Annotated in this window: 24 protein-coding genes and 2 tRNA genes; 10 read left to right on the top strand and 16 right to left on the bottom strand. The window is 70.3% G+C overall.

Annotated features, from left to right (window positions below; genetic code table 11):
• Positions 1-39: 39 nt before the first annotated feature.
• From IE316_RS36245 to IE316_RS15480, 11 genes are all read right to left on the bottom strand, one after another.
• Positions 40-471 (bottom strand): HIT family protein, encoded by a 432-nt coding sequence (locus tag IE316_RS36245; RefSeq protein WP_190204891.1) that lies wholly within the window; start codon positions 469-471, stop codon positions 40-42.
• A 2-nt stretch (positions 472-473) separates the two neighbouring features.
• A complete protein-coding gene (locus IE316_RS15440; protein ID WP_190204892.1) occupies positions 474-1,328 on the bottom strand; it encodes a macro domain-containing protein in 855 nt (284 codons plus the stop codon).
• Between the two features lie 2 nt (positions 1,329-1,330).
• Entirely contained in the window at positions 1,331-1,834 is a 504-nt protein-coding gene (locus tag IE316_RS15445) for a TIR domain-containing protein (protein WP_190204893.1), read from the bottom strand.
• 355 nt (positions 1,835-2,189) lie between these two features.
• Positions 2,190-2,267: transfer RNA gene (locus IE316_RS15450), tRNA-OTHER, on the bottom strand.
• A 149-nt stretch (positions 2,268-2,416) separates the two neighbouring features.
• Positions 2,417-2,812 carry a hypothetical protein gene (locus tag IE316_RS15455; protein WP_373311202.1) on the bottom strand — a complete coding sequence of 132 codons (396 nt, stop codon included), beginning with the start codon at positions 2,810-2,812 and terminating at the stop codon, positions 2,417-2,419.
• A 47-nt stretch (positions 2,813-2,859) separates the two neighbouring features.
• Positions 2,860-3,126 (bottom strand): hypothetical protein, encoded by a 267-nt coding sequence (locus IE316_RS15460; RefSeq protein ID WP_190204895.1) that lies wholly within the window; start codon positions 3,124-3,126, stop codon positions 2,860-2,862.
• A gap of 357 nt (positions 3,127-3,483) precedes the next feature.
• A complete protein-coding gene (locus tag IE316_RS35545) occupies positions 3,484-3,708 on the bottom strand; it encodes a S1 domain-containing protein (protein WP_081236054.1) in 225 nt (74 codons plus the stop codon).
• Positions 3,709-3,927: 219 nt separating this feature from the next.
• Positions 3,928-4,329, bottom strand: coding sequence for a hypothetical protein (locus IE316_RS15465; RefSeq protein WP_190204896.1), 402 nt, complete (start codon positions 4,327-4,329; stop codon positions 3,928-3,930).
• A gap of 111 nt (positions 4,330-4,440) precedes the next feature.
• Positions 4,441-4,513, bottom strand: a tRNA-Arg gene (locus tag IE316_RS15470).
• 30 nt (positions 4,514-4,543) lie between these two features.
• Positions 4,544-6,130: an IclR family transcriptional regulator domain-containing protein gene (locus tag IE316_RS15475; protein ID WP_190204897.1), complete on the bottom strand. Its 1,587-nt coding sequence runs from the start codon at positions 6,128-6,130 to the stop codon at positions 4,544-4,546.
• A gap of 294 nt (positions 6,131-6,424) precedes the next feature.
• Positions 6,425-7,702 carry a M6 family metalloprotease domain-containing protein gene (locus IE316_RS15480; RefSeq protein ID WP_190204898.1) on the bottom strand — a complete coding sequence of 426 codons (1,278 nt, stop codon included), beginning with the start codon at positions 7,700-7,702 and terminating at the stop codon, positions 6,425-6,427.
• 342 nt (positions 7,703-8,044) lie between these two features.
• On the opposite strand from IE316_RS15480, the gene IE316_RS15485 reads away from it, so the two are divergent.
• Both IE316_RS15485 and IE316_RS15490 read left to right on the top strand, forming a co-directional pair.
• On the top strand, positions 8,045-8,695 hold the full coding sequence (locus tag IE316_RS15485; RefSeq protein WP_190204899.1) for a TetR/AcrR family transcriptional regulator: 651 nt from the start codon (positions 8,045-8,047) through the stop codon (positions 8,693-8,695).
• Positions 8,696-8,895: 200 nt separating this feature from the next.
• Positions 8,896-10,425 carry an MFS transporter gene (locus tag IE316_RS15490; RefSeq protein ID WP_190204900.1) on the top strand — a complete coding sequence of 510 codons (1,530 nt, stop codon included), beginning with the start codon at positions 8,896-8,898 and terminating at the stop codon, positions 10,423-10,425.
• A gap of 97 nt (positions 10,426-10,522) precedes the next feature.
• On the opposite strand, the gene IE316_RS15495 is transcribed toward IE316_RS15490, so the two are convergent.
• Positions 10,523-11,041 (bottom strand): MarR family winged helix-turn-helix transcriptional regulator, encoded by a 519-nt coding sequence (locus IE316_RS15495; protein WP_190204901.1) that lies wholly within the window; start codon positions 11,039-11,041, stop codon positions 10,523-10,525.
• 189 nt (positions 11,042-11,230) lie between these two features.
• On the opposite strand from IE316_RS15495, the gene IE316_RS15500 reads away from it, so the two are divergent.
• Positions 11,231-12,007 (top strand): dioxygenase family protein, encoded by a 777-nt coding sequence (locus IE316_RS15500; protein WP_190205089.1) that lies wholly within the window; start codon positions 11,231-11,233, stop codon positions 12,005-12,007.
• A 25-nt stretch (positions 12,008-12,032) separates the two neighbouring features.
• Here IE316_RS15500 and IE316_RS15505 read toward each other — a convergent pair whose 3' ends face one another.
• On the bottom strand, positions 12,033-12,551 hold the full coding sequence (locus IE316_RS15505; protein ID WP_190204902.1) for a GNAT family N-acetyltransferase: 519 nt from the start codon (positions 12,549-12,551) through the stop codon (positions 12,033-12,035).
• Between the two features lie 198 nt (positions 12,552-12,749).
• Between IE316_RS15505 and IE316_RS15510 the strand changes: the two genes are divergently transcribed.
• Positions 12,750-13,748, top strand: coding sequence for a sigma-70 family RNA polymerase sigma factor (locus IE316_RS15510; protein WP_190204903.1), 999 nt, complete (start codon positions 12,750-12,752; stop codon positions 13,746-13,748).
• Between the two features lie 671 nt (positions 13,749-14,419).
• The gene (locus tag IE316_RS15515) at positions 14,420-15,034 is read left to right on the top strand and encodes a TetR/AcrR family transcriptional regulator (protein WP_190204904.1); all 615 of its coding nucleotides are present in this window, start codon (positions 14,420-14,422) and stop codon (positions 15,032-15,034) included.
• Positions 15,035-15,056: 22 nt separating this feature from the next.
• Here the strand turns inward: IE316_RS15515 and IE316_RS15520 are convergent, their stop codons facing one another.
• Positions 15,057-16,028, bottom strand: a complete 972-nt coding sequence (locus IE316_RS15520) for a helix-turn-helix transcriptional regulator (protein ID WP_190204905.1) — start codon at positions 16,026-16,028, stop codon at positions 15,057-15,059.
• A gap of 74 nt (positions 16,029-16,102) precedes the next feature.
• Between IE316_RS15520 and IE316_RS15525 the strand changes: the two genes are divergently transcribed.
• The 4 genes from IE316_RS15525 to IE316_RS15540 all read left to right on the top strand — a co-directional run bounded on the left by IE316_RS15525 (position 16,103) and on the right by IE316_RS15540 (position 21,760).
• A complete protein-coding gene (locus IE316_RS15525; protein WP_190204906.1) occupies positions 16,103-17,680 on the top strand; it encodes an MFS transporter in 1,578 nt (525 codons plus the stop codon).
• 159 nt (positions 17,681-17,839) lie between these two features.
• The gene (locus tag IE316_RS15530; protein WP_190204907.1) at positions 17,840-18,601 is read left to right on the top strand and encodes a DeoR/GlpR family DNA-binding transcription regulator; all 762 of its coding nucleotides are present in this window, start codon (positions 17,840-17,842) and stop codon (positions 18,599-18,601) included.
• A complete protein-coding gene (pfkB, locus tag IE316_RS15535; protein ID WP_190204908.1) occupies positions 18,598-19,545 on the top strand; it encodes a 1-phosphofructokinase in 948 nt (315 codons plus the stop codon). The genes IE316_RS15530 and pfkB overlap by 4 nt, the downstream gene beginning before the upstream one ends.
• 97 nt (positions 19,546-19,642) lie before the next feature.
• Positions 19,643-21,760, top strand: a complete 2,118-nt coding sequence (locus tag IE316_RS15540) for a PTS fructose transporter subunit IIABC (protein ID WP_190204909.1) — start codon at positions 19,643-19,645, stop codon at positions 21,758-21,760.
• 138 nt (positions 21,761-21,898) lie between these two features.
• Here the strand turns inward: IE316_RS15540 and IE316_RS15545 are convergent, their stop codons facing one another.
• Both IE316_RS15545 and IE316_RS15550 read right to left on the bottom strand, forming a co-directional pair.
• On the bottom strand, positions 21,899-22,645 hold the full coding sequence (locus tag IE316_RS15545) for a DUF6227 family protein (protein ID WP_190204910.1): 747 nt from the start codon (positions 22,643-22,645) through the stop codon (positions 21,899-21,901).
• A gap of 157 nt (positions 22,646-22,802) precedes the next feature.
• Entirely contained in the window at positions 22,803-24,014 is a 1,212-nt protein-coding gene (locus tag IE316_RS15550) for a L,D-transpeptidase (protein WP_190204911.1), read from the bottom strand.
• 278 nt (positions 24,015-24,292) lie between these two features.
• On the opposite strand from IE316_RS15550, the gene IE316_RS15555 reads away from it, so the two are divergent.
• Entirely contained in the window at positions 24,293-25,453 is a 1,161-nt protein-coding gene (locus IE316_RS15555; protein ID WP_190205090.1) for a pentapeptide repeat-containing protein, read from the top strand.
• The last annotated feature ends 69 nt before the right edge of the window (positions 25,454-25,522 follow it).

The raw sequence follows: 25,522 nt of genomic DNA on the forward strand, positions 1-25,522 counted from the left end.
GCGCTCGCGAGTGATTCCTAATCTCTTTGCCAGCAGGACTTAGAACTTCAAGCGCAACCGCTCGGCGATACGATCTGTTTCAGAAATGCTTAGTTCAGGGACCTTATTCCAGTTGGTGCTACCCCCTTCCACTGTACCGGCCACATGGAAGTGGAAATGTGGAATCGCCTGGTGCGCGTCTACTCCGTTATTCTGCCACACGCTGATTCCTGGGCGTCGATCAGTCGAATCAATGGCCCTAGATGCTCTCTGAAGCAAATCTATGACTGCGTGCGCCTCAGCCTCATAGAGGTCGAGAAGCGTTGGAGCGTGACGCGTCGTTACCACCAGCAAGTGCGAGATCCCGCGCTGTTCTCGCGGAACAAGAACAGCAGCCATGCTTTCTCGGTGGAGGATTGTGAACGGCCGATTACCTGTTAGATAATCGCAGAATGCGCATGGGTATGCGTCAGGAATCACGAGATGGTTCATCGTTAGGACCTCTTCAGTGATTGCAAGAAGTCCTGTATCTCCAGCATGTCAATCCGTTTCTCATCTTGCGGACGAACGACGATTATCAACTCTTCGCACACTCTCTGATGTCGGGATGCGAACATAAATGAAAGAATAAGAAATCGGATAGCGTCCTGAATCGGCAAGATCGTGGACATGCCGGATTGGCCAAGACCGATGATCGGTGCAGCTATAGCTTCGCCGTTGGATCGCGACCGCACGTCACTCCATAGTTTCTCTAGCGCCTCCCAAAGGATGCCGATAGAAGTCGAGACGTTGGTATTCCGATCCATGGTCGTGTAAGCCACACAGAAGTAGTGCGTGCGACTGCGGCGGATGCAGGCCACGGTGCCGAGAGGGTACCGGGTTGACTTACCTGGTTTTACAACACCCGTATCCACTGGAGTCTTGCCGGCCAGGGCCGAATCTAGGTCGGAGTTGAGTGCTGACACGTCGTGCCGATACACGCGAGCGAGCAGTTGCCCTTGCACGCTGTTCTCGGCGATGATGTGTGGAGTCTCGACATCAAAAAAGTCTGACATCCCGATAACGAGGTTTGTGTCCTGGTCAAATAGATCACCCGTGACCAGCCTCACCTTCGTATCTGGAGAAGAGTAATGCTGTTCCACCGGGTATGGCCAAGATTTCCAGATAGCATAACCAAGAGCCACTGCTGGTAGAATTAAGATTTCCGGCAGATTGAGCTTCCCTAGCCTGTTCGGCGAAAAAAGATCAAACAGGCTCAACCCGACGGAGAAAAATCCGAGGGAGGCGAGACCGCTGGTTGCCAGACCGCGCCAAAATCGAGGATTGCGAAGATCTCGTGTTAGCTGCATCGCTAGAGCCTGTCGTAGACGCTCTGCTTGTAATGATGCGGACCGCTATTGTCGCTTGAGGAAAAGCTAACCGCATAATTGTTTAGTGCGTACCTGATAGCCGCTGGACTAAACGCAACCGAGAGAGTGTAGTAATCTGCGTCCAGGAGCGGCTTGGGGATAAAATTCCGGTCGACCGTTTTGTTGCCATTGTGATTTGCGATGACGATCGGAAGATTGAACTCTTGCATTACTGCAATTTCATAAGCCAAAAAGGAGCGTCCATCTCCTCCCTTTCTTTTGGCCTCCGTGGTGCCAATCAACACAATTTGCTTGGCGTTGCCCATCCGCTGGCGAAGATTGCGCTTAATTGTCGCAGGTAGGCTGGTATCCTGCGAGATGTATAGGTCGTGTGCGTCGTAAAAATTGAAGTCGATGTTCTTGTTGTCCCGCCATGCTTCCATGAGGCGATACAGCCTGATGTCCTCGCTGGCGAACGCTACGTAGGTTTTGTTGCGATAGCTCACGGCTCTCCTTGGTCCCAACGAGCAAGTGTGCGGATTCTAGGCGCAGCTACGACCCCGACAGGGCTGAATCGAGAAAAATCCCTTGCTGGTTCAGGGCCTGCAGGTGCAACGCGCCACTGCACGAACGACCAGGACGCCCTGAGCCGCGTCTGCTCGGCTTTGCGACGGTGGACGGGACCGAGAGCCCAGCACGCTCGCTACGATGTGCCCGCGCCGGGCAGGCCCCCCTCCTCCCGGTGTCGGCCGATCCCCGCCGGAGGCGTCGTCTGTGATCGCGAGCTGTGAACGTTGGGTGCTCGACTCGAGTGTCGAAGGCCCTTCACCTACACAATTTGTAGGTGAAGGGCCTTCGGCCTGGTGTCCCCGGCAGGATTCGAACCTGCGACACCCGCTTTGAGAGTTTTTCATGGGCGGGGCTGTGACCTGCGGAAACGTCGACTGTGCCGCGTCTGGCCTGGAAAAACATTTCTCCGTAGTTCACGGGGCTTCCCGCGCTCGTGTGTGTCGGTGGATGCCGCTCGGCGTGGGGGCGGGTCGCTCGGGGCGGGCCGACGAGCGGGCCGAGCCAGGTGATACGTCTTGTTAGACCTTCTCGACTCGCACCGGGCGGTCTGCGAGGAGTTGACGCAGGTCGTCGGGGTCCGAGGTGAAGACGGTTGCCTGGGGTCCGTCCGCGGCTTCCCGGGCGGCCACGGCAGCCAGGACGGCGTCGATGGCGTACTTGTGCCCGTGCAGGCCGGCGGTCTTCAGCATGTCCCGTGCCGTGGTGATCACCTGGTCGTCCGTGTGCACGATGCGGATCCGGGACAGCGTCCAGTTCCACAGTGCCTGCCTCGACGTGTCGTGAGGGTTCCATGCCTCCAAGGTGGTGAGCGACGAGGTGATGATGGGGATGTCGAGCCGCGGAGCCGCCTTGACCAGCGCGGTCATCTCCCGGTCGCCCTGAACTGCCTTGGAAAGGGCTTCACAGTCGAACACGAAGACGCGCTGTCGAGGTGGGTGCAGCTTTGCCCTTGAGGCACGGCTCACGCGGCTGCACCGGGATGTGATCGCTGCTCGTCGTGCCAGTCGTCGATGGCGGCGATGCGGTCCAGCGCCGTCTGCTGCTCGTCGTCCGTCACGGCGCCGTGCTCTTCCTCCAGGCGTTCGGCTAGCTCGCGCAGCCGGTCCATGGCGTCCTGATGAGCGGCGGCGGCCGCGATGTAACCGGACACTCCGCGTGCGTCGACGCGTTCCTTGATCGACTCCACTAGCTCTTCCGGCACGGTGATGGTGATCTTCCGGGTCGCCATACTTCAAGTATGCCAGTTTTCCGCCCGCTGCGACCCGGGGCATCGCCGACTCGACCGCTTTCCCGGCGGAAACCGCGCAGGTCTGCGAGAGGGGCGTCCAGGGAGCCGGGGGAGACTCTCCGTGGACTTCAGGCATAGGAAAGCCCACCGTTCGAGCTGAACGGAGGGCCCAGCACTTCCCTGACCTGCTGCTGAGGTCTGTGCCGTCGGGAGAATTAGAACCCCCTACACCCGCTTTAGGAGTTCGATCACCTTGCCGCACGGCGTGCCGAAACGGGGCTCAGCGGTCGCTCGTGTGTCCGATCGTGGCTGCTTCGGTGCGCCATCGTTCGCTGTCGTTGATGTCACCTGGTGATGTCAGGCGGGCCGAGGAACGATGTTCACGGCCCGGTAGCTGTACCCGTCCTGTTTGAAGCCAGGAGCTTCCCACTGGAGGTCCACTTGCTGTCCCGGCGACAGCGTTCGGAAGCCCTTCACTTGGATGTGGGAGAAGTGGCCCCAACATCCGCCGGGAGTCTCGGGGGAGTCGAGCACGCCCCACCCTTCCTCGTCGTGCCACTCGCGGACAGTCGCAGTCACCATGAGTGGAACCTTACGGCTCCGTCTGCGCCGGCATACCGGGAACCTCAGATGGGGAGCCTGCGATCCCACACGGACGGTTCGGTCGCTTACCTGGGTATACAGCAGCGGTGACGCGTCCTCACGGCCGACTGCTTTTGACCGTGGTTCCCCGCTGTTTCCCGCTCGACCTGGTGCGTTTGTGATGCGGTGGTAGTACGACGCTCAGCAGGGTGCGCGTCCCTACCACTTCCGCCACTTGTCTGTGAGCTGGTAGCGGCCCAGTCCGTGGCGGGCGGTCAGTGCGACGACGTCGACGCCGTGCTCGGTGAGCGACTGGTCGATGTAGTCGCACAGCTCCTCGCGCTCGTCGGTTTCGAAGGCGCTTCCGTTGTGGGCTTCGTCCACTGCGTTGAGGGCCAGGACGATGCGCTCGACCACGGCAAAGACCTGCTTGTCGCCGGCATTGCCAAGCCCGGCAAGCTGGCCCTCGAAGGTGTCGAGGACCGCATCGGTGGCTCCGAGTAGTTTCTCGGGGAACAGCCCAGTCATGCAGGCGCACTCGGGGTCCAGAGTGCCGGCGGCGATCTCCGCGGCTTCCTCCGCTATGCCGTGACGCCAGCCTGTAGTCGGTCTCTCAGCCATGGGCGGGACCGTACGTGCCGGGACTGACAGCGAAGCCGACGTGGCACGACCCCGGACACGACGAAGGGCCAGTCTGGGAGGAAACCCCTCCTGAGCTGGCCCTTCTCTCTGTGCCCCCGGCAGGATTCGAACCTGCGACACCCGCTTTAGGAGAGCGGTGCTCTATCCCCTGAGCTACGAAGGCGTGGCGTGCTGCCGCCGTCAGTGTAGCGGGTCAGGTCAGTGGGACTCGGCGGAAGTGGCCCGCTGTGCGGAGGTCGGTCTCGATGGCGGCGGCGGTGGTGCGCAGGGGTGGGAGGAGGTCCCGTAGGCAGGACTCGGGGGTGCGGCGGGCGGCGTGGAGGGCGATGGTGGCGGCGGCGACCGTCGTGCCGGTGCGGTCGCGTACCGGGACGGCGAGGGTGCGCAGGCCCGCTTCGAGTTCCTCGTCGGTCAGGGCGTAGCCCTCGGGGGCGTCGGCCAGCAGGACGCGGCCGGGGGAGGTTGCCCGGGCCGGGTGCCGGGTGCCTACGGCGATGTCGGCGCTCATCACGCGGCCGGCTGTCGCTCGGGCCGTGTACTGGATCTCCGTGCCCGAGTCGGAGAGGACGGCCAGTGAGGTCGATTCCTGGATGCGGGCGGCCAGCGCGTCCAGGTGGGGCTGGGCGATCTGGGGGAGGGAGAGGCGGGAGAGCGGGGGGAAGCCCAGGGAGAGGACCTCGGGGGTGAGGGTGAAGGTGCGGTCGGGGGTGGAGGTCAGCAGGCCCGCGTGCTCGTGGGTGATCAGGGCGCGGCGGGCCGTTGCCCTCGACAGGCCCGTCGCCTTCGCCACCTCCGTCAGGGTCAGCGCGGGGCGGCCCTCGCCGAACGCGGTCAGTACGGTCAGGCCGCGGGCCAGGGACTCCACGAACTCCCGGCCCAGTTCCTGTTTCGACGCGCCGGTCCAGGTGGCCAGGCCCGCGGGGGGCGGGCCGGGGGTCGGGGGTGGGGCGGTGCGCAGCTCGTGTTCCATCGCGGCGACCGTCCTGAGGAGGGGTGGCAGGAGGGTTTCGCGTAGTTCCGCCGCCGTGTGGCGGCTGGTGTGGCTGACGACGCTGGCTACGCAGGCCAGTCTGCCCGTGCGCGGGTCGCGTACCGGGGCCGAGACCGCCACCAGGCCCGGTTCGATCAACTGGTCGTCCAGGGAGCAGCCGTCCGCCGCCGCCAGGGTCGTACGGCGGGCGAAGTCCTCGTCGGGAGTGGCGTGCTCGCGTGGGGGGACGGCGGGGAAGCCCTCGTCCCTGGGGTCCGCCGCGCGGCGGGTGCGCCAGCGGTGCCAGTCGGCGTCGGTCCACTCCGTCGCGAACAGCGGGCCCGGCGCGGTGCGTTCGGCCGGGAGCAGGTCGCCGATGCGGAAGCTGAGGGACATCGCGCGGCGCCGGGTGGCCTGGTGGATGAAGCGGATGCCGTCGCGGTCGGCGACGGCCAGGGAGACCGACTCGTCCAGTTCGTCGGCCAGGGCGTCGGCCCGCGCGGACAGTAGCGCCGGCAGGCGCAGTGCGGCCAGGTAGGCGTTGCCCAGTTCCATCAGGCGGGGCGCCAAGGTCACGTCGCGGCCGTCCAGGCGGACGTATCCCATCCGGGCGAGGGTGGCGGTGATGCGGTCGACCGTGGAACGGGCCAGGCCCGTCGACTTCTCCAAGGCGCTGAGGCTGAGCGTGCCGTCCGCCTCCGTCAGCCTCCGCAGCACGGTGATGCCGCGCAGCAGCGGGGTGACCGCCTCGGCCGGAACGGCATCGTAGTCAGGGGCGGGGGTGAGGGTGGTGGGGGTGGGGGCGGGCATCTGCTCTCCGGTACGGCGGTGGCGGCATGGTTACCGTAATCCCCGGGGGTGGCCGTCCCGTCATCAGCGGTCCAGGCCCCGTTCCGTCATCAGCGGTCCGCGTCCAGTTCCGTCATCAGCGGTCCGCGTCGTGTTTCCGTCATCAGGGGTCCAGGTCCAGTTCCGTCATCAGCGGTCCACGTCGTGTTTCCGTCATCAGGGGTCCACGTCCCGTTCCGTCATCAGCGGTCCAGGCACTCTTCCGTCAGCAGCGGTCTTCCTCGGCAGCGGTCTTCCCCGCAGGCGCCCCGCCCGCTACCCCCGGTGGACCCGCACCCGCCATCCCCCCTCCCCGTCCACCCCCACCACCCGTACCGTCACCCGCCGCCCCGGGTCCTTGAACACTTCCCCCGGGGTGAAGGTCGCGTCGGAGAGTTCCGCGTGGACGTTGGGGCTGCGGGTGCAGCCGCCGCTGTCGCGGTGGGAGTCGTAGACGGTGACCGGGCCCATGCCGGTGTCGACGTCGGCGTCGACCTTGTAGACGAGGATGCCGGGGCGGCACACCGTCTCGTCGTTGCCGGCGCGGGTGCGCAGTTCGAGGGCGTATCCGGAGCGGCCGTCCAGGGGTATGACGACGACCTTGTCGCCGCCCGCGCGGGCCAGCGGGGTGAGCGTGTACTCCCTGGTGCCGGGCGCGGAGGCGCAGTGCACCTGGTCGGCGTCGAGCCAGCCGAGCTTCCACTTGTGCCAGCCGAGGAGGTCGTTGTTGGCGCCCCAGTCCTCGCTCATGATGTCCCAGTGCCCGGCCGCGCCCCCGCCCTCCTGGGTGTAGAGGTCGGGCAGGCCGAAGACGTGGCCGTTCTCGTGGGGCAGGACGCGGTAGCCGGTGCGGTCGTAGGAGCCGGAGCCGTCGTCCTGGCGGGAGTAGACGAAGGAGGCGTTGGCGACGGGGACGCCGTCGGCGACGGGGGCCTCGGTGTTACCGGCGAAGGTCACGGACAGGACGGTGTCCAGGGCGGAGGGGCCGGCGTTGGGGGTGACCAGGACGTTCAGCAGGTCGTAGGAGCGGAAGTCCACCTTCGGGTCGGCCGTGGCCACGATGTCCTCGACCAGGCCGCGGTAGGCGGGGTCGAAGGGGGCGCCGCGTTCTATGCCGTACTCGTGGAACGGCTTCGGCATCCGCAGCCAGTCACGGACCGGGACCTCGGGGCGGTAGTCGAGACGGCCGTAGGAGGCGGTACGGAACCACCGCTGGGTCTGCGGGAAGAACTCGGCGTAGCGGTCGAGGGCCTCGCCCTCGCCGGGGGCGTCGGAGAAGTCGACCATCAGGGTGAGGGCGCGGACGGTGCCGGTGGAGCGGGCGTAGCCCGCTGAGGTGGGGACGCCCTCGGACATCTGGATCTCGGCGCCGCCGCTGATCATGCAGGGCCCGTGCGCCGCGGAGCGGGAGAGAACGGCGGGGCCGGGGCCGGCCGCGGTGGCGCCCGGCGTGAGGTGGCCGGTGGCGGAGGTGCTCACCGCGAGGGTCAGCGCGGTGACGGAACCGAGTGCGGCCACGCGGCGGGGACGTATCCGTCGGCGCTGTGGCTGCATGCAGACCTCCCGGGCCACGGCAGCCACCGGTCTCCGGCTGCACCCTCCCGATCACCCTGTGCCGAGGGGCGCGCGGACGCGCGTTGGAGGAGACCGATCGTGGGTTTCCGGTGGGTAGGGGCCGGACCGGTCCGGACGGGTGACGTGGGTTCACGGGATGTGGACGGAGAGACGGGCCCGAAGGGGAGGAGAGGTGTGGCTCAGGTCACAGGAAGGAAATCCGGGAGCGGGAAATAACCGGGGACCGTTTCCCCGTTTGAACCTGTGTCCGCATGAACCGGGGAAACGATCCCCGGTTCGCATCACAGACCACCATCCGGCCATCGCCAGAGGAGTTACGCCGTGAAGACCGCCACCCCCGTGCAGCGCAAGGTGGCCCGGCCGCGCGCCGACGCCCTGCGCAACCGGGAGCGGATCGTCACCGCCGCCCGGGAGATGTTCGTCGAGCACGGCCCCGAGGTCCCGCTCGACGACGTCGCCCGCCGGGCCGGCGTCGGCAATGCCACGGTGTACCGCAACTTCCCCGACCGTGACGCCCTCGTCCGCGAAGTCGTCTGCTCGGTGATGGACCGGACGGCGCGGGCGGCGGAGACCGCGCTCGCGGAGAACGGGGACGCCTTCGCGGCGCTGGAGCGCTTCGTGCACGTCTCCGCCGACGAGCGGATCAGCGCGCTGTGCCCGATGGTCTCCGTCACGTTCGACCAGAACCATCCCGACCTGGTGGCGGCGCGTGAGCGGGTCGAGCGGCTCGTCGGCCAGGTCATGGACCGGGCCCGGGCCGCCGGGCAGCTCCGCTCCGACGTGGGGGTCGGCGACGTGATGGTGGCCGTCGCCCAGCTCAGCCGGCCGCCGGCCGGTACGGAGTGCCTGCGCGGCGACCGGTTCGTCCACCGTCATCTGCAACTGTTCCTGGACGGGCTGCGGGCTCCGGCCCGCTCGGTCCTGCCGGGAGCGGCCGTGACCATGGAGGATCTGCGCCGGCCCTGCGACTAGCCAGCTCCGCCCGCCTGTCTCCCGCCCCTTCTCCGCCCCTTCTCCCTGCCGACACCCTCTCGTCTCCCTCACCTTCGTCTTCCGTACTTCTTCGGACCGTTTCGTTGCTACAGCGCCGTAGCCGGGGCGCGGTCCGATCAGTCATTCGTTCAAAAGTTCGATCCGTTTTTCCGTCACGACGTCCCGAAGTGGGTACTCCCATGTCCGAAACCGCCGTCAAGGCACCCGGCGTCCCCGACGCCGGTCGCTGGAAAGCGCTCGTCTTCATCGCGCTCGCCCAGTTGATGGTCGTCCTCGACTCGACCATCGTGAACATCGCCCTGCCCTCCGCCCAGCAGGACCTCGGCATCTCCGACGGCAACCGGCAGTGGGTCGTCACGGCCTACGCCCTCGCCTTCGGTGGTCTGCTGCTGTTCGGCGGCCGGATAGCCGACCTGTGGGGCCGCAAGCGCGCCTTCGTCGTCGGCCTGGCCGGCTTCGCGCTCGCCTCCGCGCTGGGCGGCGCGGCCACCAACGAGGCCATGATGTTCGGCGCCCGTGCCCTGCAGGGCGCGTTCGGTGCCATGCTCGCGCCCGCCGCGCTGTCCCTGCTCGCGGTGACCTTCACCGACGCCAAGGAGCGCGCCAAGGCGTTCGGCATCTACGGCGCGATCGCCGGTGGCGGTGCCGCCGTCGGTCTGATCCTCGGCGGTTTCCTCACCGAGTACCTGGACTGGCGCTGGACGTTCTTCGTCAACATCCCGTTCGCCGTGGTCGCGGCGGCCGGTGCCTGGTTCGTCATCCGTGAGCCCGAGGGCGGTCGCAACCGCTCCGCGCTCGACGTCCCCGGTGTCTTCCTGTCCACCCTGGGCCTGGTCGCGCTGGTGTACGGCTTCACCCGCGCCGAGTCCGAGGGCTGGGGCGAGAGCGTGACGGTCGGCATGTTCGTCGCCTCTGCCGTGCTGCTGATCGCCTTCGTGCTGGTCGAGTCCCGGGTCAAGGCCCCGCTGCTGCCGCTGCGCGTGGTCACCGACCGCAACCGCGGCGGTGTCTACCTCTCGCTCGGCCTCGCGATCATCGCGATGTTCGGTCTGTTCCTGTTCCTGACCTACTACCTTCAGGTCGTGAAGGGCTACTCGCCGGTCAAGACCGGTTTCGCCTTCCTGCCGATGGTCGCGGGCATGATCACGGGCTCCACCCAGATCGGCACCCGCCTGCTGACCCGCGTCCCGCCGCGGCTGCTGATGGGCCCCGGCTTCCTGGTCGCCGCCGTCGGCATGCTGCTGCTGACCCAGTTGGAGATCGACACCTCCTACGCGGGCGTGCTGCTGCCCGGCATGGTGCTGCTCGGCCTGGGCATGGGTACGGCGTTCATGCCGGCCATGTCGATGGCCACCCAGGGTGTGCGTCCGCAGGACGCCGGTGTCGCCTCCGCGATGGTCAACACCTCCCAGCAGGTGGGCGGCGCGATCGGTACGGCGCTGCTGAACACGATCGCCGCCTCGGCCACCGCGTCGTACATCACCGACCACATCGGGGGCGCCAACAGCCGCACCCAGCAGCAGTTGGTGCAGATCCAGGGTCAGGTGCAGGGCTACACCAGCGCCATCTGGTTCGCCGTCGGCATCCTGGTCGCGGCCTCCGCGATCGCGCTGACGCTGATCAACGTCGGCCGTCCGGGCGGTCCCGCCGCCTCCGGCTCCGGCGAGGGCGCCGAGGACGAACTGCCGATCCCGGTCGTCGCCCACTGACGCCGTACCCCTTCGGGCACCACCCTGTTCCACCCGTACGTACGGGGAGGGGACGCCCCGCTCGTACGGTCCCGGCGGACCTGTCCCGGCCGCGCGCTCAGCGCAGCCAGGGCAGGTCCGCCCCCGCTTCTCCGGGCTGCAGGCCCTCGGCGACGATCCGCATGATCTCGCCGAGGGCCTGCTGCTGTCCGGGGGTGAGCCGGTCGAAGACGGCCTGCCGGACGGCGGCCACATGGCCCGGCGCGGTCCGCCGCAGGACCTCCCGGCCCTCGTCGGTCAGCACCGCGAACTGGCCGCGCTTGTCGGAGGGGCAGTCCTCGCGCCGCACCCAGCCGTTCTTCTCCAGCCGGGCGACGGCGTGCGAGAGCCGCGACCGGGTGATCTTCGCGCTGCGGGCCAGCTCGGTCATCCGCAGCCGCCGCCGGGGCGCCTCGCTCAGCTTCACCAGCAGGCCGTAGTACACGTGCGGCATCCCCGCGTCCCGCTGGAGCTGGCGGTCGAGGTGGTCCTCCAGCAGCGTGGCGGCCTCGATGTACGAGCGCCACACGTGCTGTTCCTCGGGGGTGAGCCAGCGGGGCTCGTCGTCGCCGGGCGCGGGGGTCGGTGCCGTGTTCATGCAACCACTGTACGAGCTTCTTCTTGAAGGTTAAACAAGTTAGGCGTAGCCTTACCGGCACGAGCTTGATGTTTCAAGTAACTGTCTGGCGTGACCGCCTGCCGAAGGCCGCCTGCCGGGAAGTGCCTGCCGAGAATCGCCCGTCGAGGAGGGAGCGCCGCCATGACCGTGGCCGCCGCCCAGGAACGCATGCCCGCGCTCTACCTCAGCCACGGCGCCCCGCCGCTGGCCGACGACCCCGTCTGGCCCGGCCAGCTCGCCGCCTGGGCGGCCGGCCTCCCCCGCCCCACGGCGATCCTCGTCGTCTCCGCCCACTGGGAGGAGGCCCCGCTCGCCCTCGGCGCCACCGAGACCGTCCCGCTCGTCTACGACTTCTGGGGCTTCCCCGAGCACTACTACCGCGTGCGCTACCCCGCCCCGGGCGCGCCCGCGCTCGCCGAGTCCGTCCGCAAGCTGTTGCGCGCCCCCGGCACGCCCGTGCAGGACGTCCCGGACCGCGGCCTCGACCACGGGGCCTACGTCCCGCTCGTCGAGATGTACCCCGAGGCCGACATCCCCGTCCTCCAGGTCTCGATGCCGACCCTGGACCCGGTCCGGCTGATGGACATCGGCCGGAAGCTGGCGCCCCTGCGCGACGAGGGCGTGCTGATCGTCGGCTCCGGCTTCTTCACCCACAACCTCGCCGCGCTGCGGCAGGACGGCACCCCCGCCTGGTCCGCCGAGTTCGACGACTGGGGCCGGCGCGCGCTGGACGCCGGGGACGTCGACGCCCTGCTCGATTTCGGCCACACGTCCCCGGCGGGCCGCCTCGCCCACCCCCGCACCGAGCACTTCGCCCCGCTCTTCGTCACGCTGGGCGCGGCGGACGCGGCCGGTGAGCTGGACACCCAGCGGTCGGTGATCGACGGGTTCTGGCTGGGGCTGGCGAAGCGGTCGGTGCAGTTCGGCGGGCGGAACGGCGGCTGAGGGCCGGCGCCCGCCGCCGCGCCGGTCACAGCTCCTTCTCGTACCAGGCCACGTCCCAGTACCGGCCGAACTTGCGGCCCACCTCCGCGTACGTACCGACGTACCGGAACCCGAAGCGTTCGTGCAGCCGTACGGACGCCTCGTTGGGCTGCGCGATGCCCGCGTAGGCCCGGTGCACGTCCTCGCCCGCCAGGGCCGCGAAGAGCGCCTCGTAGAGCAGCGTGCCGATGCCGCGGCGGCCCGCGTCCGGGGCCACGTACACGGTCGTCTCCACCGAGGTGGAGTACGCCGGCTTGGGGCGGTGCGGGCTGGAGGTGGCGTACCCCAGAATCCGCCCGGAGTCCGCGTCCGTGGCAACCATCAGCCGGTGCGGCCCGTCTTCTGGGTGGGAGAGCAGCCAGGGCCGGCGCTCCTCCGGGGTGAAGGGCCGGGTGTCGAACGTGATGGGCGTCTCACTCACATAGTGGTTGTAGAGGTCCGTGAGGGCCCCGAGGTCCCCCTCGGCACCGGGCCTGACCTGGACCTCAGCACGCTCCCCACCCATCACGCCTCCTCGTGTGGCGGCACAGGGTACTGCATGATCAGAAAAATCGGGGGGCGGGTTGGGAATTCTGTCCGGATTCCAGTCGTTGTTTCCATCGGATGCAGGGCACCCGGTGAGTCCGGATCGAGACGGAGCACTCGGGAGGCGCCCAGATTCCACAGAACCGCCCGCTGACCCCACCATCGCAAGGGAGCACGCATGGCAACCCGTGCCGTCGCCCGTCGTCAGTCCGCCACCGGCGAGACGGCCGACGCGGCAACCAGCGTCCGCGCCAACGGCGGCGAGCTCGCCGACCGCGATCTGGTCGGCATGTACCTCGACGAAATCGCGCGTACACCGCTGCTCGACGCCGCCAAGGAGGTCGAGCTGTCCCAGATCATCGAGGCGGGCGTGTTCGCACGGCAGGTCCTTGAAGGGTACGAGGACACCGAGGCGGACGCCAGCCGGGAGGAGCTGCAGGCCCTCGTCGACGAGGGCGAGCGCGCCAAGGACGTCTTCATCCGGTCCAACCTCCGCCTCGTCGTGGCCGTCGCCCGCCGCTACCCCCGCAGCGGCCTGCCCCTGCTGGACCTGATCCAGGAGGGCAACGCCGGCCTGGTCCGCGCGGTCGAGAAGTTCGACTACCGCAAGGGCTTCAAGTTCTCCACGTACGCGACCTGGTGGATCCGGCAGGCCATCACCCGGTCGATCGCCGACCAGTCCCGCACCATCCGGCTCCCCGTCCACCTGGTGGAGGAGCTGGGCCGGATCCGCCGGGTGCAGCGCGAGTTCAACCGCGAGCACGGCCGCGAGCCGGAGCACGCCGAGATCGCCGCCGAGCTGGGCTCCACGCCCGAGCGCGTCACCGACGTGCTCGACTGGGCCCGCGACCCGGTCTCGCTGAACATGCCGGTGGACGACGAGGGCGAGACCCAGTTCGGCGACCTGCTGGAGGACTCCTCCGCCGTCTCGCCCGAGCAGTCCGTGATGACGCTGCTGCGCAGCGAGGAGCTGGACGACCTGATCGGCCGCCTCGACCCGCGCACGGCCTCCATCATCAAGATGCGGTACGGCATCGAGGACGGCCGGGAGCGTACCCTGACCGAGGTCGGCAAGGAGCACGGCCTGACCCGTGAGCGCATCCGCCAGATCGAGAAGCACGCGCTGCTGGAGCTGAAGAAGCTGGCCCGTGACACCGGCTTCGAGGCCGCGGCGTAACGTAGGTAGGTACGTACGTCCGTGCGGACCGCGCTGTGGCCCTCCCGGGGGCTCCGGCGCCCGGCGGGCGCGCGGGTCGGCGCGAACATGGCCGTGGAACGCTGCTTCAACCCGCGGGGTCCAGGGAACAAGCATTCCGGGTCCGCGTGTTCGGGCCTCGGGTCACCCCGCTGGCCCCCGAAGACCACGTCCCGTAGCACTCCCCCCGGTGCCGGGACTTTCCCGAGCCGGACTCGGCGTTCTCCCCCCGGGCGCCGGGTCCGGCTCACCCCCTCGTCCGGGCGTGCCCAGGCTTGGGGGGCGGGGCACCCCGAACCTGAACCCCGGGGTGGCCCGCCAGATGGCAGATTGTGCCACAGGGGCATAGATTGCCGATGGTGAGCAGCACCACCTCTCAGCCAGATCGGCCGTTCCCGCCGGATCGGTCCTCTCAGCCGGACCTGGTTCCGTCTTCTCAGCCGGACCTGGATCCGTCTTCTCAGCCCGACCCGGTTCCGTTTTCTCAGCCGGAGCTGGATCCGTCCTCTCGGTCGGCCTCCGATCTCTCCTCCCAGCCGGGTCGGTCCTCGCGGTCGGACCCGGATCGGTCCACCCCGCCGGATCGGCCGGCCCGCCTCGCCCCGTCCGCCCCCGGGCCGTCGCTGACCGAGCGGCGCAAGGCCGAGACGCGGATGGAGATCGCCCGGGCCGCCGCCCGGCTCTTCGTCCAGCAGGGGCCGCGGGCCACCCGCGCCGAGGACATCGCCCAGGCCGCCGGCATCGCCCCCCGCACCTTCTACCGCTACTTCGCGGCCAAGGAGGAGGCCGTCGCCCCCCTCTACGCGGCAGGCGCCCAGCGCTGGGCCGAGGCGGTCCGGGACGCCCCCGCCGCGCTCTCCCCGCCCGAGGCCCTCGCCCACGCCGTACGGCACACCCTGACGCCCGGCGCCGGGGTGTCGGCGGCGTCCTGGGAGTGGGTCCGCACCCTCGTCCGGCTCACCGGGACCAACCCGGCCCTGCGCAAGGTCTGGGCGGAGGTCTGCCTCGCCTCGGAACGGACGCTCACCGAGGTGCTGGCCGCCCGCGCCGCCGCCGGCGACGACAACGTTGCCGTACGCCTCGCCGCCTCCCCCTACCTGCGCTTCGCCGCCGCCAGCGCGGGCGCCGCCGTCCGCATCGCCGTGGAGCACTGGGCCGACGACGACCGCCCCGCCCACCCCGGCCGGGGCCCCCTCGACGTGGCCCTCGCCAACCTGGAGGCGCTGCGCGCCCTGCCGTGGGAGGCGATCACCCGGGTGCCGGAGTGAGCGGGCCGGCCGGGCGGGGCGGCTACCCGTCCCCCGCCGCCCCGCTCAGCCGGGCCCCCAGCTCCCGTACGCACGCCACCAGTTCCGCCGGTTCCCGAACGCGGAAGTCGAAGCCGAGCAGCGCCAGCCGGACCGCCAGCCACTCCGGTGCGTCGCTGACGGTCGCCCGCCAGACGCAGGAGGTGCCGTCGGCGGCGGGTTCCGGCGGGCCGAGCCAGGCCGGGAGGCGGGCCGCGACGGCCTCGGCCGAGGCGGCGAAGGCGACCACCACCTCGTAGGAGTCGTTGTGTCGCCGCATGGACCGGCGCAGAAACTCCGCCGCGCTCCCGGTGGGCAGCTCGCGGGGCGTGAACCGGACGCCGGTGGGGAACGGGTCGCCGACCCGGTCGACGCGGAAGGTCCGCCAGTCGTCGCGGTCGAGGTCGTAGGCGACCAGGTACCAGCGCCGCCCGGTCGACACCAGCCGGTACGGCTCGGTCACCCGCCGGGACTCCGTGCCGTCGCCGGCCCGGTAGGCGAACCGCAGCCGCTCGCGGCCGGCCACCGTCGAAGCCATGACGGTGAGCGTCTCGGGCGCGATGCTCGGGCCGTCCCCGCTGGTCAGCGCGGTGGTCGCGGCCTGGAGCGTGGCGACGCGGTGCCGCAGCCGGGACGGCAGCACCTGCTCCAGCTTGGCCAGCGCCCGCACCGACGCCTCGTCCACGCCCTCGACCGCGTGCCCGGCGCCGGCCCGCAGCCCCACCGCGATCGCCACCGCCTCCTCGTCGTCCAGCACCAGCGGCGGCATCGCCTTGCCCGCGACCAGCCGGTACCCGCCGTCGGCGCCCATGGACGCCCGCACCGGGTAGCCCAGCTCGCGCAGCCGGTCGATGTCCCGCCGGACCGTGCGCCGGGACACCCCGAGCCGCTCGGCCAGCTCACCGCCGGGCCACTCGCGGGGCGTCTGCAGGAGCGAGAGGAGCGTCAGCAGCCGGGCCGGGGTGTCCGTCGTCATGCGTCAGAGCATGCCTCAGTACCGGACCGCGTACTAGGACGCGATCTGTCCTACTGCCGTTCTACCGTGCGGACATGACCTTCACGCAGACCCCGGACACCGCACCGCCCGGCGCGGGCGACCGCCGCCGCTGGTTCGCCCTCGCGATCGTGATGACCGCCGCCTTCATGGACCTCGTCGACGTCACGATCGTGAACATCGCCGTCCCGTCGATCCAGCGCGAGGAGGGCGCCTCGTTCAGCCAGATCCAGTGGATCACCGCCGGATACGCCCTCGCCTTCGCCGCCGGGTTGATCACCGGCGGCCGGCTCGGCGACATCCACGGCCGCAAACGGGTCTTCCTCGTCGGCATCGGCGGCTTCACCCTCGCCTCCGCGCTCTGCGGACTCGCCGTGAACCCGGAGATGCTGGTCGCCTCCCGCGTCCTGCAGGGCGCCATGGCCGCGCTGATGGTCCCGCAGGTCCTCTCGATCGTGCACGCCACCTTCCCCGCGCACGAACGCGGCAAGGTCTTCGGCCTGTTCGGCGCGATCGTCGGCCTCGGCGCGGTCTCCGGACCCCTGCTGGGCGCGCTGCTCACCGAGGGCGACCTGTTCGGCCTGGGCTGGCGGCCGATCTTCCTGATCAACTTGCCCGTCGGTATCGCGGGCCTGCTCCTCGGCCACCGCTTCATCACCGAGTCCAAGGCGCCCCGCGCGCTCCGCCTCGACCTGGTGGGCGTCGCCCTGGTCACCGCCGGCCTGCTGATGCTGGTCTACCCGCTCACCCGGGGCCGCGAGCTGGGCTGGCCGCTGTGGGGGTACGTCTCGATGGGCGGCGCGCTGGCCGTCTTCGCGGCGCTGGTGGCGTACGAGCGGCGCAAGGCGGCCCGGGACGGCTCACCGCTGATCGAACTGTCGCTGTTCAAGGTCAAGAGCTTCGCGGCGGGCATCGCCGTACAGACCGTCTTCGGGATCGGGCTCGGCGTGTTCTTCCTGGTCTGGACGCTCTACATGCAGGTCGGCCTCGGCTGGAGCGCGCTGCGGGCCGGGCTGACCGGCGTGCCGTTCTCGCTCGCGGTGTCGACGGCGGCCGGGATGTCCGTGCAGAAACTCGTCCCGCGCTTCGGCCGCAAGGTGCTCCAGGCGGGCGCGCTGGTGATGGCGGCCGGAGTGCTGCTCTACCTCTGGGAGGCCGGCCGGTACGGACTGTCCATCACCTCCTGGCAGATGGCCGCGCCCCTGGTCGTGATGGGCGCCGGCATGGGCCTGATCGTCGCCCCGCTCACCGACGCGGTGCTCTCCGAGGTGCCGCGCGAGCACGCCGGGGCCGCATCGGGCCTGATCAACACCGTGCAGCAGATGGGCAACGCGCTCGGCCTCGCCCTGGTCTCCGTCGTCTTCTTCGGCGTGATCGACGACCACGCGGGCCCCGCGCGGATCGGCCCGGAGTACGTGGACGCCTTCCAGCACGCGCTGGGCTGGGTGGCCGCGGTGATGGGCGTCATCTTCCTGCTGATGACCGCACTGCCGAAGCGTCCGGCCCAGCATGTGGAGGGGGCGACGGAGCCGGTGGGGGAGACGGCCGAGGAGAAGGCAGGGGATGAGGCAGGAGTCGAGGCGGGGGAGCGGGAACTCGTGAGCGCCCCCTCGGCCGGGCCGAGCGATCGGTAGGACGGAGACGTTCGGCTGCGGTCGTACGGACCCACGGACCCACGACCGGTCATGCCCGTTCATGCCCGGTCGTGGGTCCGTTCCTGTTTACTTTCTCGAAAAGCGCCCGTAGCCTCCTGATGAAACCACACGTTCGGGCACACTCGGAGGCGAACGGACATGTACGCACCGGAGCGGCAGCAGGAGATCCTCCGGCTCGCCCGGGACGGCGGCCGGGTCGACGTCGTCTCGCTCGCCGAGGAGTTCCAGGTGACGGCGGAGACCATCCGCCGCGACCTGAAGGCCCTGGACCGCGCCGGACTGCTCCGCCGGGTGCACGGCGGCGCCATCCCGGCCGGCCGTCTCGACTTCGAACCCGACCTCGCCGAACGCGAGACCACCGCCGCCGACGAGAAGGACCGCATCGCCAAGGCCGCCCTCGCCGAACTCCCGGCCGACGGCACCGTGATCCTCGACGCCGGCTCCACGCTCGCCCGCCTCGCCGCCGCCCTCCCGCCCGAGACGAGCCTCACCGTCGTCACCCACAGCCTGCCCGTCGCGGCCCGCCTCGCCGACCACCCCGGCATCCAGCTCCACCTCGTCGGCGGCCGGGTACGGCACCGCACCCGCGCCGCCGTGGACGCCTGGGCGCTGCGCGCGTACGGCGAGATCCGCGCCGACGTGGCCTTCGTCGCCGCCAACGGCTTCTCCGCCGAACACGGCCTGACCACCCCCGACCTCGCCGAGGCCGCCGTCAAACGGGCGGCCGTCGCCGCCGCCCGCCGCGTGGTGCTGCTCGCCGACTCCTCCAAGCACGGCCAGGAGCACTTCGCCCGCTTCGGCGGCCTCGGTGACGTGGACCTGCTGATCACCGACAGCGGGCTGAGCCCCGAGGACACCGCCGCCCTCGCCCGCGGCGGCACGGAAGTGGTACGCGCATGATCGTCACCGTCACCCCCAACCCCTCCCTCGACCGCACCTACGAGGTCCCCTCCCTCGACCGGGGCGGGGTCGTCCGGGCCACCGGCGAACGCGTCGACCCCGGCGGCAAGGGCGTGAACGTGTCCCGCGCGGTCACCGCCGCCGGCCGCCGCACCGTCGCCGTCCTGCCGCTCGGCGGCGCACCCGGCGCGCTCGTCGCCGACCTCCTCGACGCCCAGGGCATCGAGGTCGCCGCCGTCCCGGTCGGCGGAGCCACCCGCTCCAACATCGCCCTCGCCGAGACCGACGGAGTCCTCACCAAGATCAACGCACCGGGGCCCGAGCTGACGGCCGCCGAACGCGAACTCCTCCTGGAGACCGTACGGACCCGCTCCCGCGACGCCGACTGGATCGCCTGCTGCGGCAGCCTCCCGCGCGGCCTCGCCCCCTCCTGGTACGCCGACCTCGTCGCCCGCGCCCACACCGCCGGCGTCCGGATCGCCCTGGACACCTCCGGCCCCGCCCTGTTGCGGGCCCTGCGCGAACGCCCCGACGTGGTCAAACCCAACGCCGAGGAACTCGCCCAAGCCGTCGGCCGCCCCCTCGCCACCGTCGGCGACGCCGTCAAGGCCGCCGAGGAACTGCGCGGCCTCGGCGCCCGTACCGTCCTGGCCAGCCTCGGCGCCGACGGGCAGCTCCTGGTCACGGACACCGGCACCTGGTACGGCACCGCCCGCGTGGACGCCGTCCGCAGCAACGTCGGCGCCGGGGACGCCTCCCTCGCCGGGTTCCTGATCGCCGGCGGCACCGGGCCCGACGCCCTCGCCTCCGCGATCGCCCACGGAGCCGCCGCCGTACGCCTGCCCGGCAGCGTCATGCCGACCCCGGCCGACCTCGACCCGGCGGCGGTCACCGTCACGGCCGAGGTGCCGGTGGACCGCGTACTGGAAGAGCCGGTTCCGTGACCGCATCAGTCCCTCTGATCCCAACCCCAGCCTCAGCCCCCGTCCCCGTCCCCGTTCCGGTCCTCGTACGGGGAACACGCGAGCGAAGGAGCCCGCGATGAGCGACATGATCACCGCGGACCTGGTCGACCTCGACCTGTCCGCCGACACCAAGGAAGCCGCGGCCCGCGCCCTCGCCGAACGGATGGCCGCCCTCGGCCGGGTCACCGACCTCGACGGCTTCCTCGCCGACGTGGCCGCCCGCGAGGCCCAGATGCCCACCGGCCTCGACGGCGGCATCGGCATCCCGCACTGCCGCAGCGCCCACGTCACCGAGCCGACCCTCGCCTTCGGGCGCAGCGCGCACGGCATCGACTTCGGAGCGGTGGACGGGCCCGCCGACCTGATCTTCCTGATCGCCGCGCCCGCGGGCGCCGACGACGCCCACCTGACCATTCTGTCCGCGCTGGCCCGGCAGTTGATGAACACCGAGTTCACCGACGCCCTCCGGGCCGTGACCGACGCGGAACGGGCGGCGGCCCTGATCCGCGGGGACGCGGTGGCGGCGGACGCCGGTGACACCGGGACGGGCGGTACGGAGGGCGCCGCCACATCCCGCACGGACGGCGACGGAGCCGACGGTTCCGCACCGGCCGGCACCGCGGCCCCCGCCGACGAAACCCCCCGCCCCTTCCGTATCGTCGCCGTCACCTCCTGCCCCACCGGCATCGCCCACACCTACATGGCCGCCGAGGCCCTGGAGAACGCCGGCCGCGACGCCGGTGTCGACCTCGTCGTCGAGACCCAGGGCTCCGCCGGCTTCACCCGCCTCGACCCGGCCGTGATCGAGGCCGCCGACGGCGTGATCCTCGCCCACGACGTCCCCGTACGCGACAAGGACCGCTTCGCCGGGAAACCCACCGTCGACACCGGCGTCAAGGCAGCCGTCAACCGGCCCGCCGACCTCATCGCCGAGGTCCGCGCCAAGGCCGCCCGCGGCGAGGTCACGGCCGCCGCCCCGGGCACCACCCCCGTCGAACGCACCGGCGAATCCGGCGAGGGCTACGGCACCAAGCTCCGCAAGTGGCTGATGTCCGGCGTCAGTTACATGGTTCCCTTCGTCGCCGCCGGCGGCCTCCTGATCGCCCTCGGCTTCGCCATCGGCGGCTACGAGGTCAACAAGGCACCCTCGGTCATGGACCACTTCGCCTGGGGCCAGGCCGACAGTTGGGCGGCGCTGCTCTTCCAGATCGGCGGCGTCGCCTTCGGGTTCCTCGTCCCCGTCCTCGCCGGATACATCGCCTACGGCATGGCCGACCGTCCCGGCCTGGTGCCCGGCTTCGTCGGCGGTTCCATCGCGCTCACCATCAACGCCGGCTTCCTCGGCGGCCTGGCCGCCGGCCTGATCTCCGGCGCGGTCGTCCTGGCCGTCCAGCGGATACGCATCCCCGCGGCCCTGCGCGGCATCATGCCGGTGGTGGTGATCCCGCTGATCTCCTCGGCGGTCGTCGGCTTCCTGATGTTCGTCGTCATCGGCAAGCCCATCGCCTCCGCCCAGCAGGCGATGACCGACTGGCTCGGCGGCCTCTCCGGCACCAACGCCGTCCTGCTCGGCGCGCTGCTCGGCCTGATGATGTGCTTCGACCTCGGCGGCCCCGTCAACAAGGTCGCCTACACCTTCGCCACCGCCGGGATCGCCGTCTCCGACCCCAGCGACGCGGCCATGAAGATCATGGCGGCGGCGATGGCGGCCGGCATGGTCCCGCCGCTGGCCATGGCCCTGGCCACGACGGTGCGCGGCAAGCTGTTCACCGCCACCGAGCGCGAGAACGGCAAGGCCGCCTGGGTCCTCGGCGCCTCCTTCATCTCCGAGGGCGCCATCCCGTTCGCCGCGGCCGACCCGCTGCGCGTCATCCCCTCCGCCATGGCCGGCGGTGCGGTCACCGGCGCCCTGTCCATGGCCTTCGACGCCACCCTGCGCGCCCCGCACGGCGGCATCTTCGTCGTCCCCCTGATCGGCAACCCGCTGCTCTACCTGGTCGCCGTCGCCGCGGGCGTCTGCGTCAGCGCCGGGCTGGTCGTCCTGCTCAAGGGGCTGCGCCGGCCGGCCGCCGGGACACCGGCTCCAGGGGGGCCCGGCACGGCCACGCGGAACACGCCGACGGGAACGGAAGCGGAAACGGGAACAGGAACGGGTACGGGAACGGGAACGGACCAGCAGCCGGTCACCGCGTGACGGGAGCCGGGTGCCTCACGGAAGCCGGGTCCCTCACGGGGCCCGGCTGCGGCCCCTACCCGGCTCCCTCACGGGGCCCGGCTAAGGCACCTACCCGGCGCCCTCGGACCAGGGGGCGTCGGGGGCACGGGCGGCGGCTCAGGAGATCTGAGCCGCCCGCCGCTCCATCGCCCGCCGGGCGGCGTCCTCACTGACGTACACCTCGCACATGTGCCGTCCGTCCGGCGTCGCCGTGTGCTCGACCTCCCACAGGGAGATCTCCTCGCCGCCGCGCAGCAGGAACGCGTGCTCGTACAGCGAGAACGACAGCCCCGCGCGCCCCGCCCGGGCCGGACGGCCGAACGCCTGCGTGATCTGATGCGCGGCGGCCGTGGCCAGCAGCGCGGCCATCTCCGCGCCGGGCCGGTCCGCGTTCTCCGCGCGGCGCAGCAGCCGGCGCGCGTGGTCCGCCGAACCGTCCGGCACATACGTATGACGCGGCGCCGCGATCGGCGACAACTGCGCCAGCACCGGCAGCTCGAAGTCCGGCGTGTCCGCGGGCAGCGGCAGCCGCGCGGTGGCGGCCCGCAGCTCCTCCTCGTCGACGTACACCTCGTGCTGCGGCTCGCTGCCCGGCGAGGTGTTGTGCACCAGCTCCCACAGCGTGAGCGCCGAACCGTCGGCGAGCAGCCAGGTGTGCCGGTACGTCTCCCGGTGCAGCCCCGCGCTGTGGTGCGCGGAGTGCAGCGAACCGTCGTGCGCCAGCGCGCAGTCCAGCCGGCGGAGGGTGTCGTCGGGCAGTTCGAACGAGTTGAGGGCGCGGCCGAGCAGTCGCGCGAGATGCTCCTCCGGAGACTCGGGCGACTCGGATGGTTCGTACGGTGCGGTCTCGTACGGAACGCTCAAGGTCTCTCCCGGCGTTGCTGCATGTCACCTTGTGGGTGCATACCGTAGCCCCTCGGTCGGACATCGTGCCCGGGAACCGAGAAAACGTCTGTGGGAAAAACGCGGTGGCCGCGCGAAAAATTCCCGCGCGGCCCGACCGTGCCTCAAAATCCGCTGCTCAGACGGCACTTGTGGCGATCCACTCGCTCCACGGCAGGTTCCAGCCGTTGAGCCCGTTGTCCGGCGCGACCGTCTTGTCCGCCGAGTTCTTGACGATCACCACGTCCCCGACGAGGGAGTTGTCGTAGAACCACTTCGCCTCGGTGGCGCCCTGCCCGCCCCGGACGTCCGCCATCCCGACACAGCCATGGCTGGTGCCCTGGCTGCCGAAGGGCGGATTGCCCTTGTCGTACCAGTAGTTGCCGTGGACGAACGTCCCCGACGTCGTCAACCGCATGGCGTGCGGCACATCCGGTATGTCGTACTCCCCGCCGAGCCCGACGGTCCGGCTGTTCATCCGGGTCTGCGTGAACTTCTCCGAGATCACCATCTGCCCGTTGTACGTGGTGTGCTCCGGGCTGCCCGCCGAGATCGGCACCGTCCGGACCGTCCTGCCGTCCCGCACCACCGTCATGGTCTGCGTCGCCACGTCCACGGTGGAGACCTGCGAACGGCCGACGGTGAACGTCACCGTCTTCTGCTGCACCCCGTACACACCCTCGGCGCCCTCGACACCGTCCAGATCGATGGTGGCCGTCACCTTCGAACCGGCCTTCCAGTACTCCTCGGGCCGGAAGTCGAGCCGCTGCGCACCGAACCAGTGCCCCACCACCTTCTGCCCGCTGCTGGAACTGACCGTGATGTGCGACTGCACGGCCTTCTTGTCACCGATCGCCTTGTCGAACCGGAAGGACACCGGCATCCCCACCCCCACCGTCGTCCCGCCGTCCGGCGTGTACGTACCGATGAAGCTGTTCTCCTTCGACACCGTCGTGAACGTCGAATCCGCCCTCGCCGTCCGCCCGTCGGCCCCCTTCGCGGTCGCCGTGATCCGGTACTCCGTGCCGCGCTCCAACTGCTCCTTGGGCTTCCAGCCGGCCCCGTCCTTCGCCAGCACACCCGGCACGGCCGTGCCCGACCCCGCCTCCGTCATCCGCACCTCGGTGAGCGTGCCCCGGCTGACCCGCACCCCGGTGCGGTTGATCGACGCGCCGGTCGACCCGTCCTTCGCGGAGATGACGATCCGGGCGGCCGTGTCCTTGCCGTCCTTCCCGTCCCGCTCGTCCTTGGCGTCGGCACTCCCACCGCACGCGGTGAGGGCGAGGGCGCCGACCACCAGGACGGCACAGGCCCCCAGTGCGCGCCGCGCTGCGTTGTCCGGCGTTGTCACGGGCTGCTCCAGGTTCGTATGACGCGCGTACTGCGCTCCGGTACGGGCTACATGGGTCGTACGTCGTACTGCGTGGGGGAAGAGCAACCCGGCTCCCTGGAGGTTCCCCCCGTTCCCGCTGGGCACGGTGGCGTGACGGAACCGCGACAATGCGGGGGCGGAAGCCTTCCCGCGGATCACGGCTTGCCGGATTCGCTTGGCGGGCCGCGCCGATGATGGACCGTCGCGTGTTGATCACCTGTGGGACGGCGCCTAAGGTCCCCTGCATGGGGACGGGGATGGGGGAGCCGGGCCGTGGTCGCGGACCGTGGCGCGATCGGCTGGTGAGACACCGTGCCATCGCGGCCCTGCTGGCCGGGACGGTGGTGCTGACCGTTCTGGGGACCGTGCTCGTCGTCCTGCCGGGTGTCGTGGTCGACCACGATCTCGCCGGAGCGAGCGTCGCCGCCCAGGACCGGCTCAAAGCGGTGAACGACGTCCGTGCGACTTTTCTGCAGGCCGTGGGCGGCATGGTCGTGCTGTTCGGCGCGTACGCCACCTGGAGGCAACTGCGCGTCAGCCAGGAAGGTCTGCGCGCCACCCAGGAGGGCTATGTCACCGACCGGTTCAGCACGGCCGTCGATCAGCTCGGCAGCGACAAGCTGGAGACACGCATCGGAGGTCTGCACGCGCTGTGGCGGATCGCCGAACATTCCGCCCGCGACCGCGAAGCCGTCCTCTCCATCCAGGCCGCCTACCTGCGTACGCACCTGCCCTGGCCGCCCGCCGGACCGCAGGCCCCGGCGGCCGACCTGCCCATCAACGACGTCGTGCCGCTGGAGATCCGTGCCGCCGACGCCCAGGTGGCGCTGACCGGGCTCGGCGTGCTGTTGCTGCAACCCCGGGAACAGTCCTGGATCAACCTCAGCGTCACGGACCTGCGCCGGGCCGACTGCGACGGGCTGTGGCTGCACGAGGTCAACTTCGACCGGTCCTGTATGGAGGCGGCGGGCCTGTACCGCGCCAACCTGACGCAGGCGTCTCTCGTCTCGGTCAACCTGCGGCACGCCGACCTCAAGACCGCGATCCTGCGCCGGGCCCGCTGCGTACGGGCCGACCTTCGAGGCGCACGGCTGGTCGAAACCGACCTGCGCGAAGCGGACTTCACCGAGGCGGACCTGCGCGAGGCGAATCTGCGCAAGGCCGACGCGGGCGGTGCGGTTTTCCGCCACGCCGACCTGCGTCTGGCCGACCTGCGTGGCGCCGACCTGAACACGGCCGACCTTCTCCAGGCACGTCTGACCGGCGCGATGGCCAGCGCGAACACTCGCTGGCCGGCCGGGTTCGCCCCCGCGGCCGCCGGCGTGGTCGTCGTCGAGGACCCTGGTCCGGAACCGCCGCCACTGCTCCAGCCCCCAGGGATAACGACACAGCACCCGCCCCTGCGGTCCATGCCGTGACCCACGGCCCGCGGCGGGCGATGACCGCGACGAAGTCCTCATGATCCTCCCTCCGCTCCGACCCGCGCG

The organism is Streptomyces fumanus (genome assembly GCF_014655295.1).
GTDB classification, from domain to species: Bacteria; Actinomycetota; Actinomycetes; order Streptomycetales; family Streptomycetaceae; genus Streptomyces; species Streptomyces fumanus.

Excerpts from the sequence above, each read along its gene's own strand:
- IE316_RS15525 (WP_190204906.1), top strand. The coding sequence starts at position 16,103 with ATGACCTTCACGCAGACCCCGGACACCGCACCGCCCGGCGCGGGCGAC.
- IE316_RS15490 (WP_190204900.1), top strand. The coding sequence starts at position 8,896 with ATGTCCGAAACCGCCGTCAAGGCACCCGGCGTCCCCGACGCCGGTCGC.
- IE316_RS15495 (WP_190204901.1), bottom strand. The coding sequence starts at position 11,041 with ATGAACACGGCACCGACCCCCGCGCCCGGCGACGACGAGCCCCGCTGG.
- IE316_RS15460 (WP_190204895.1), bottom strand. The coding sequence starts at position 3,126 with ATGGCGACCCGGAAGATCACCATCACCGTGCCGGAAGAGCTAGTGGAG.
- IE316_RS15500 (WP_190205089.1), top strand. The coding sequence starts at position 11,231 with ATGCCCGCGCTCTACCTCAGCCACGGCGCCCCGCCGCTGGCCGACGAC.
- IE316_RS15475 (WP_190204897.1), bottom strand. The coding sequence starts at position 6,130 with ATGCCCGCCCCCACCCCCACCACCCTCACCCCCGCCCCTGACTACGAT.
- IE316_RS15505 (WP_190204902.1), bottom strand. The coding sequence starts at position 12,551 with ATGGGTGGGGAGCGTGCTGAGGTCCAGGTCAGGCCCGGTGCCGAGGGG.
- IE316_RS15480 (WP_190204898.1), bottom strand. The coding sequence starts at position 7,702 with ATGCAGCCACAGCGCCGACGGATACGTCCCCGCCGCGTGGCCGCACTC.
- IE316_RS36245 (WP_190204891.1), bottom strand. The coding sequence starts at position 471 with ATGAACCATCTCGTGATTCCTGACGCATACCCATGCGCATTCTGCGAT.
- IE316_RS15515 (WP_190204904.1), top strand. The coding sequence starts at position 14,420 with ATGGAGATCGCCCGGGCCGCCGCCCGGCTCTTCGTCCAGCAGGGGCCG.
- IE316_RS15555 (WP_190205090.1), top strand. The coding sequence starts at position 24,293 with ATGGGGGAGCCGGGCCGTGGTCGCGGACCGTGGCGCGATCGGCTGGTG.
- IE316_RS35545 (WP_081236054.1), bottom strand. The coding sequence starts at position 3,708 with ATGGTGACTGCGACTGTCCGCGAGTGGCACGACGAGGAAGGGTGGGGC.
- IE316_RS15530 (WP_190204907.1), top strand. The coding sequence starts at position 17,840 with ATGTACGCACCGGAGCGGCAGCAGGAGATCCTCCGGCTCGCCCGGGAC.
- IE316_RS15465 (WP_190204896.1), bottom strand. The coding sequence starts at position 4,329 with ATGGCTGAGAGACCGACTACAGGCTGGCGTCACGGCATAGCGGAGGAA.
- pfkB (WP_190204908.1), top strand. The coding sequence starts at position 18,598 with ATGATCGTCACCGTCACCCCCAACCCCTCCCTCGACCGCACCTACGAG.
- IE316_RS15510 (WP_190204903.1), top strand. The coding sequence starts at position 12,750 with ATGGCAACCCGTGCCGTCGCCCGTCGTCAGTCCGCCACCGGCGAGACG.
- IE316_RS15520 (WP_190204905.1), bottom strand. The coding sequence starts at position 16,028 with ATGACGACGGACACCCCGGCCCGGCTGCTGACGCTCCTCTCGCTCCTG.
- IE316_RS15440 (WP_190204892.1), bottom strand. The coding sequence starts at position 1,328 with ATGCAGCTAACACGAGATCTTCGCAATCCTCGATTTTGGCGCGGTCTG.
- IE316_RS15540 (WP_190204909.1), top strand. The coding sequence starts at position 19,643 with ATGAGCGACATGATCACCGCGGACCTGGTCGACCTCGACCTGTCCGCC.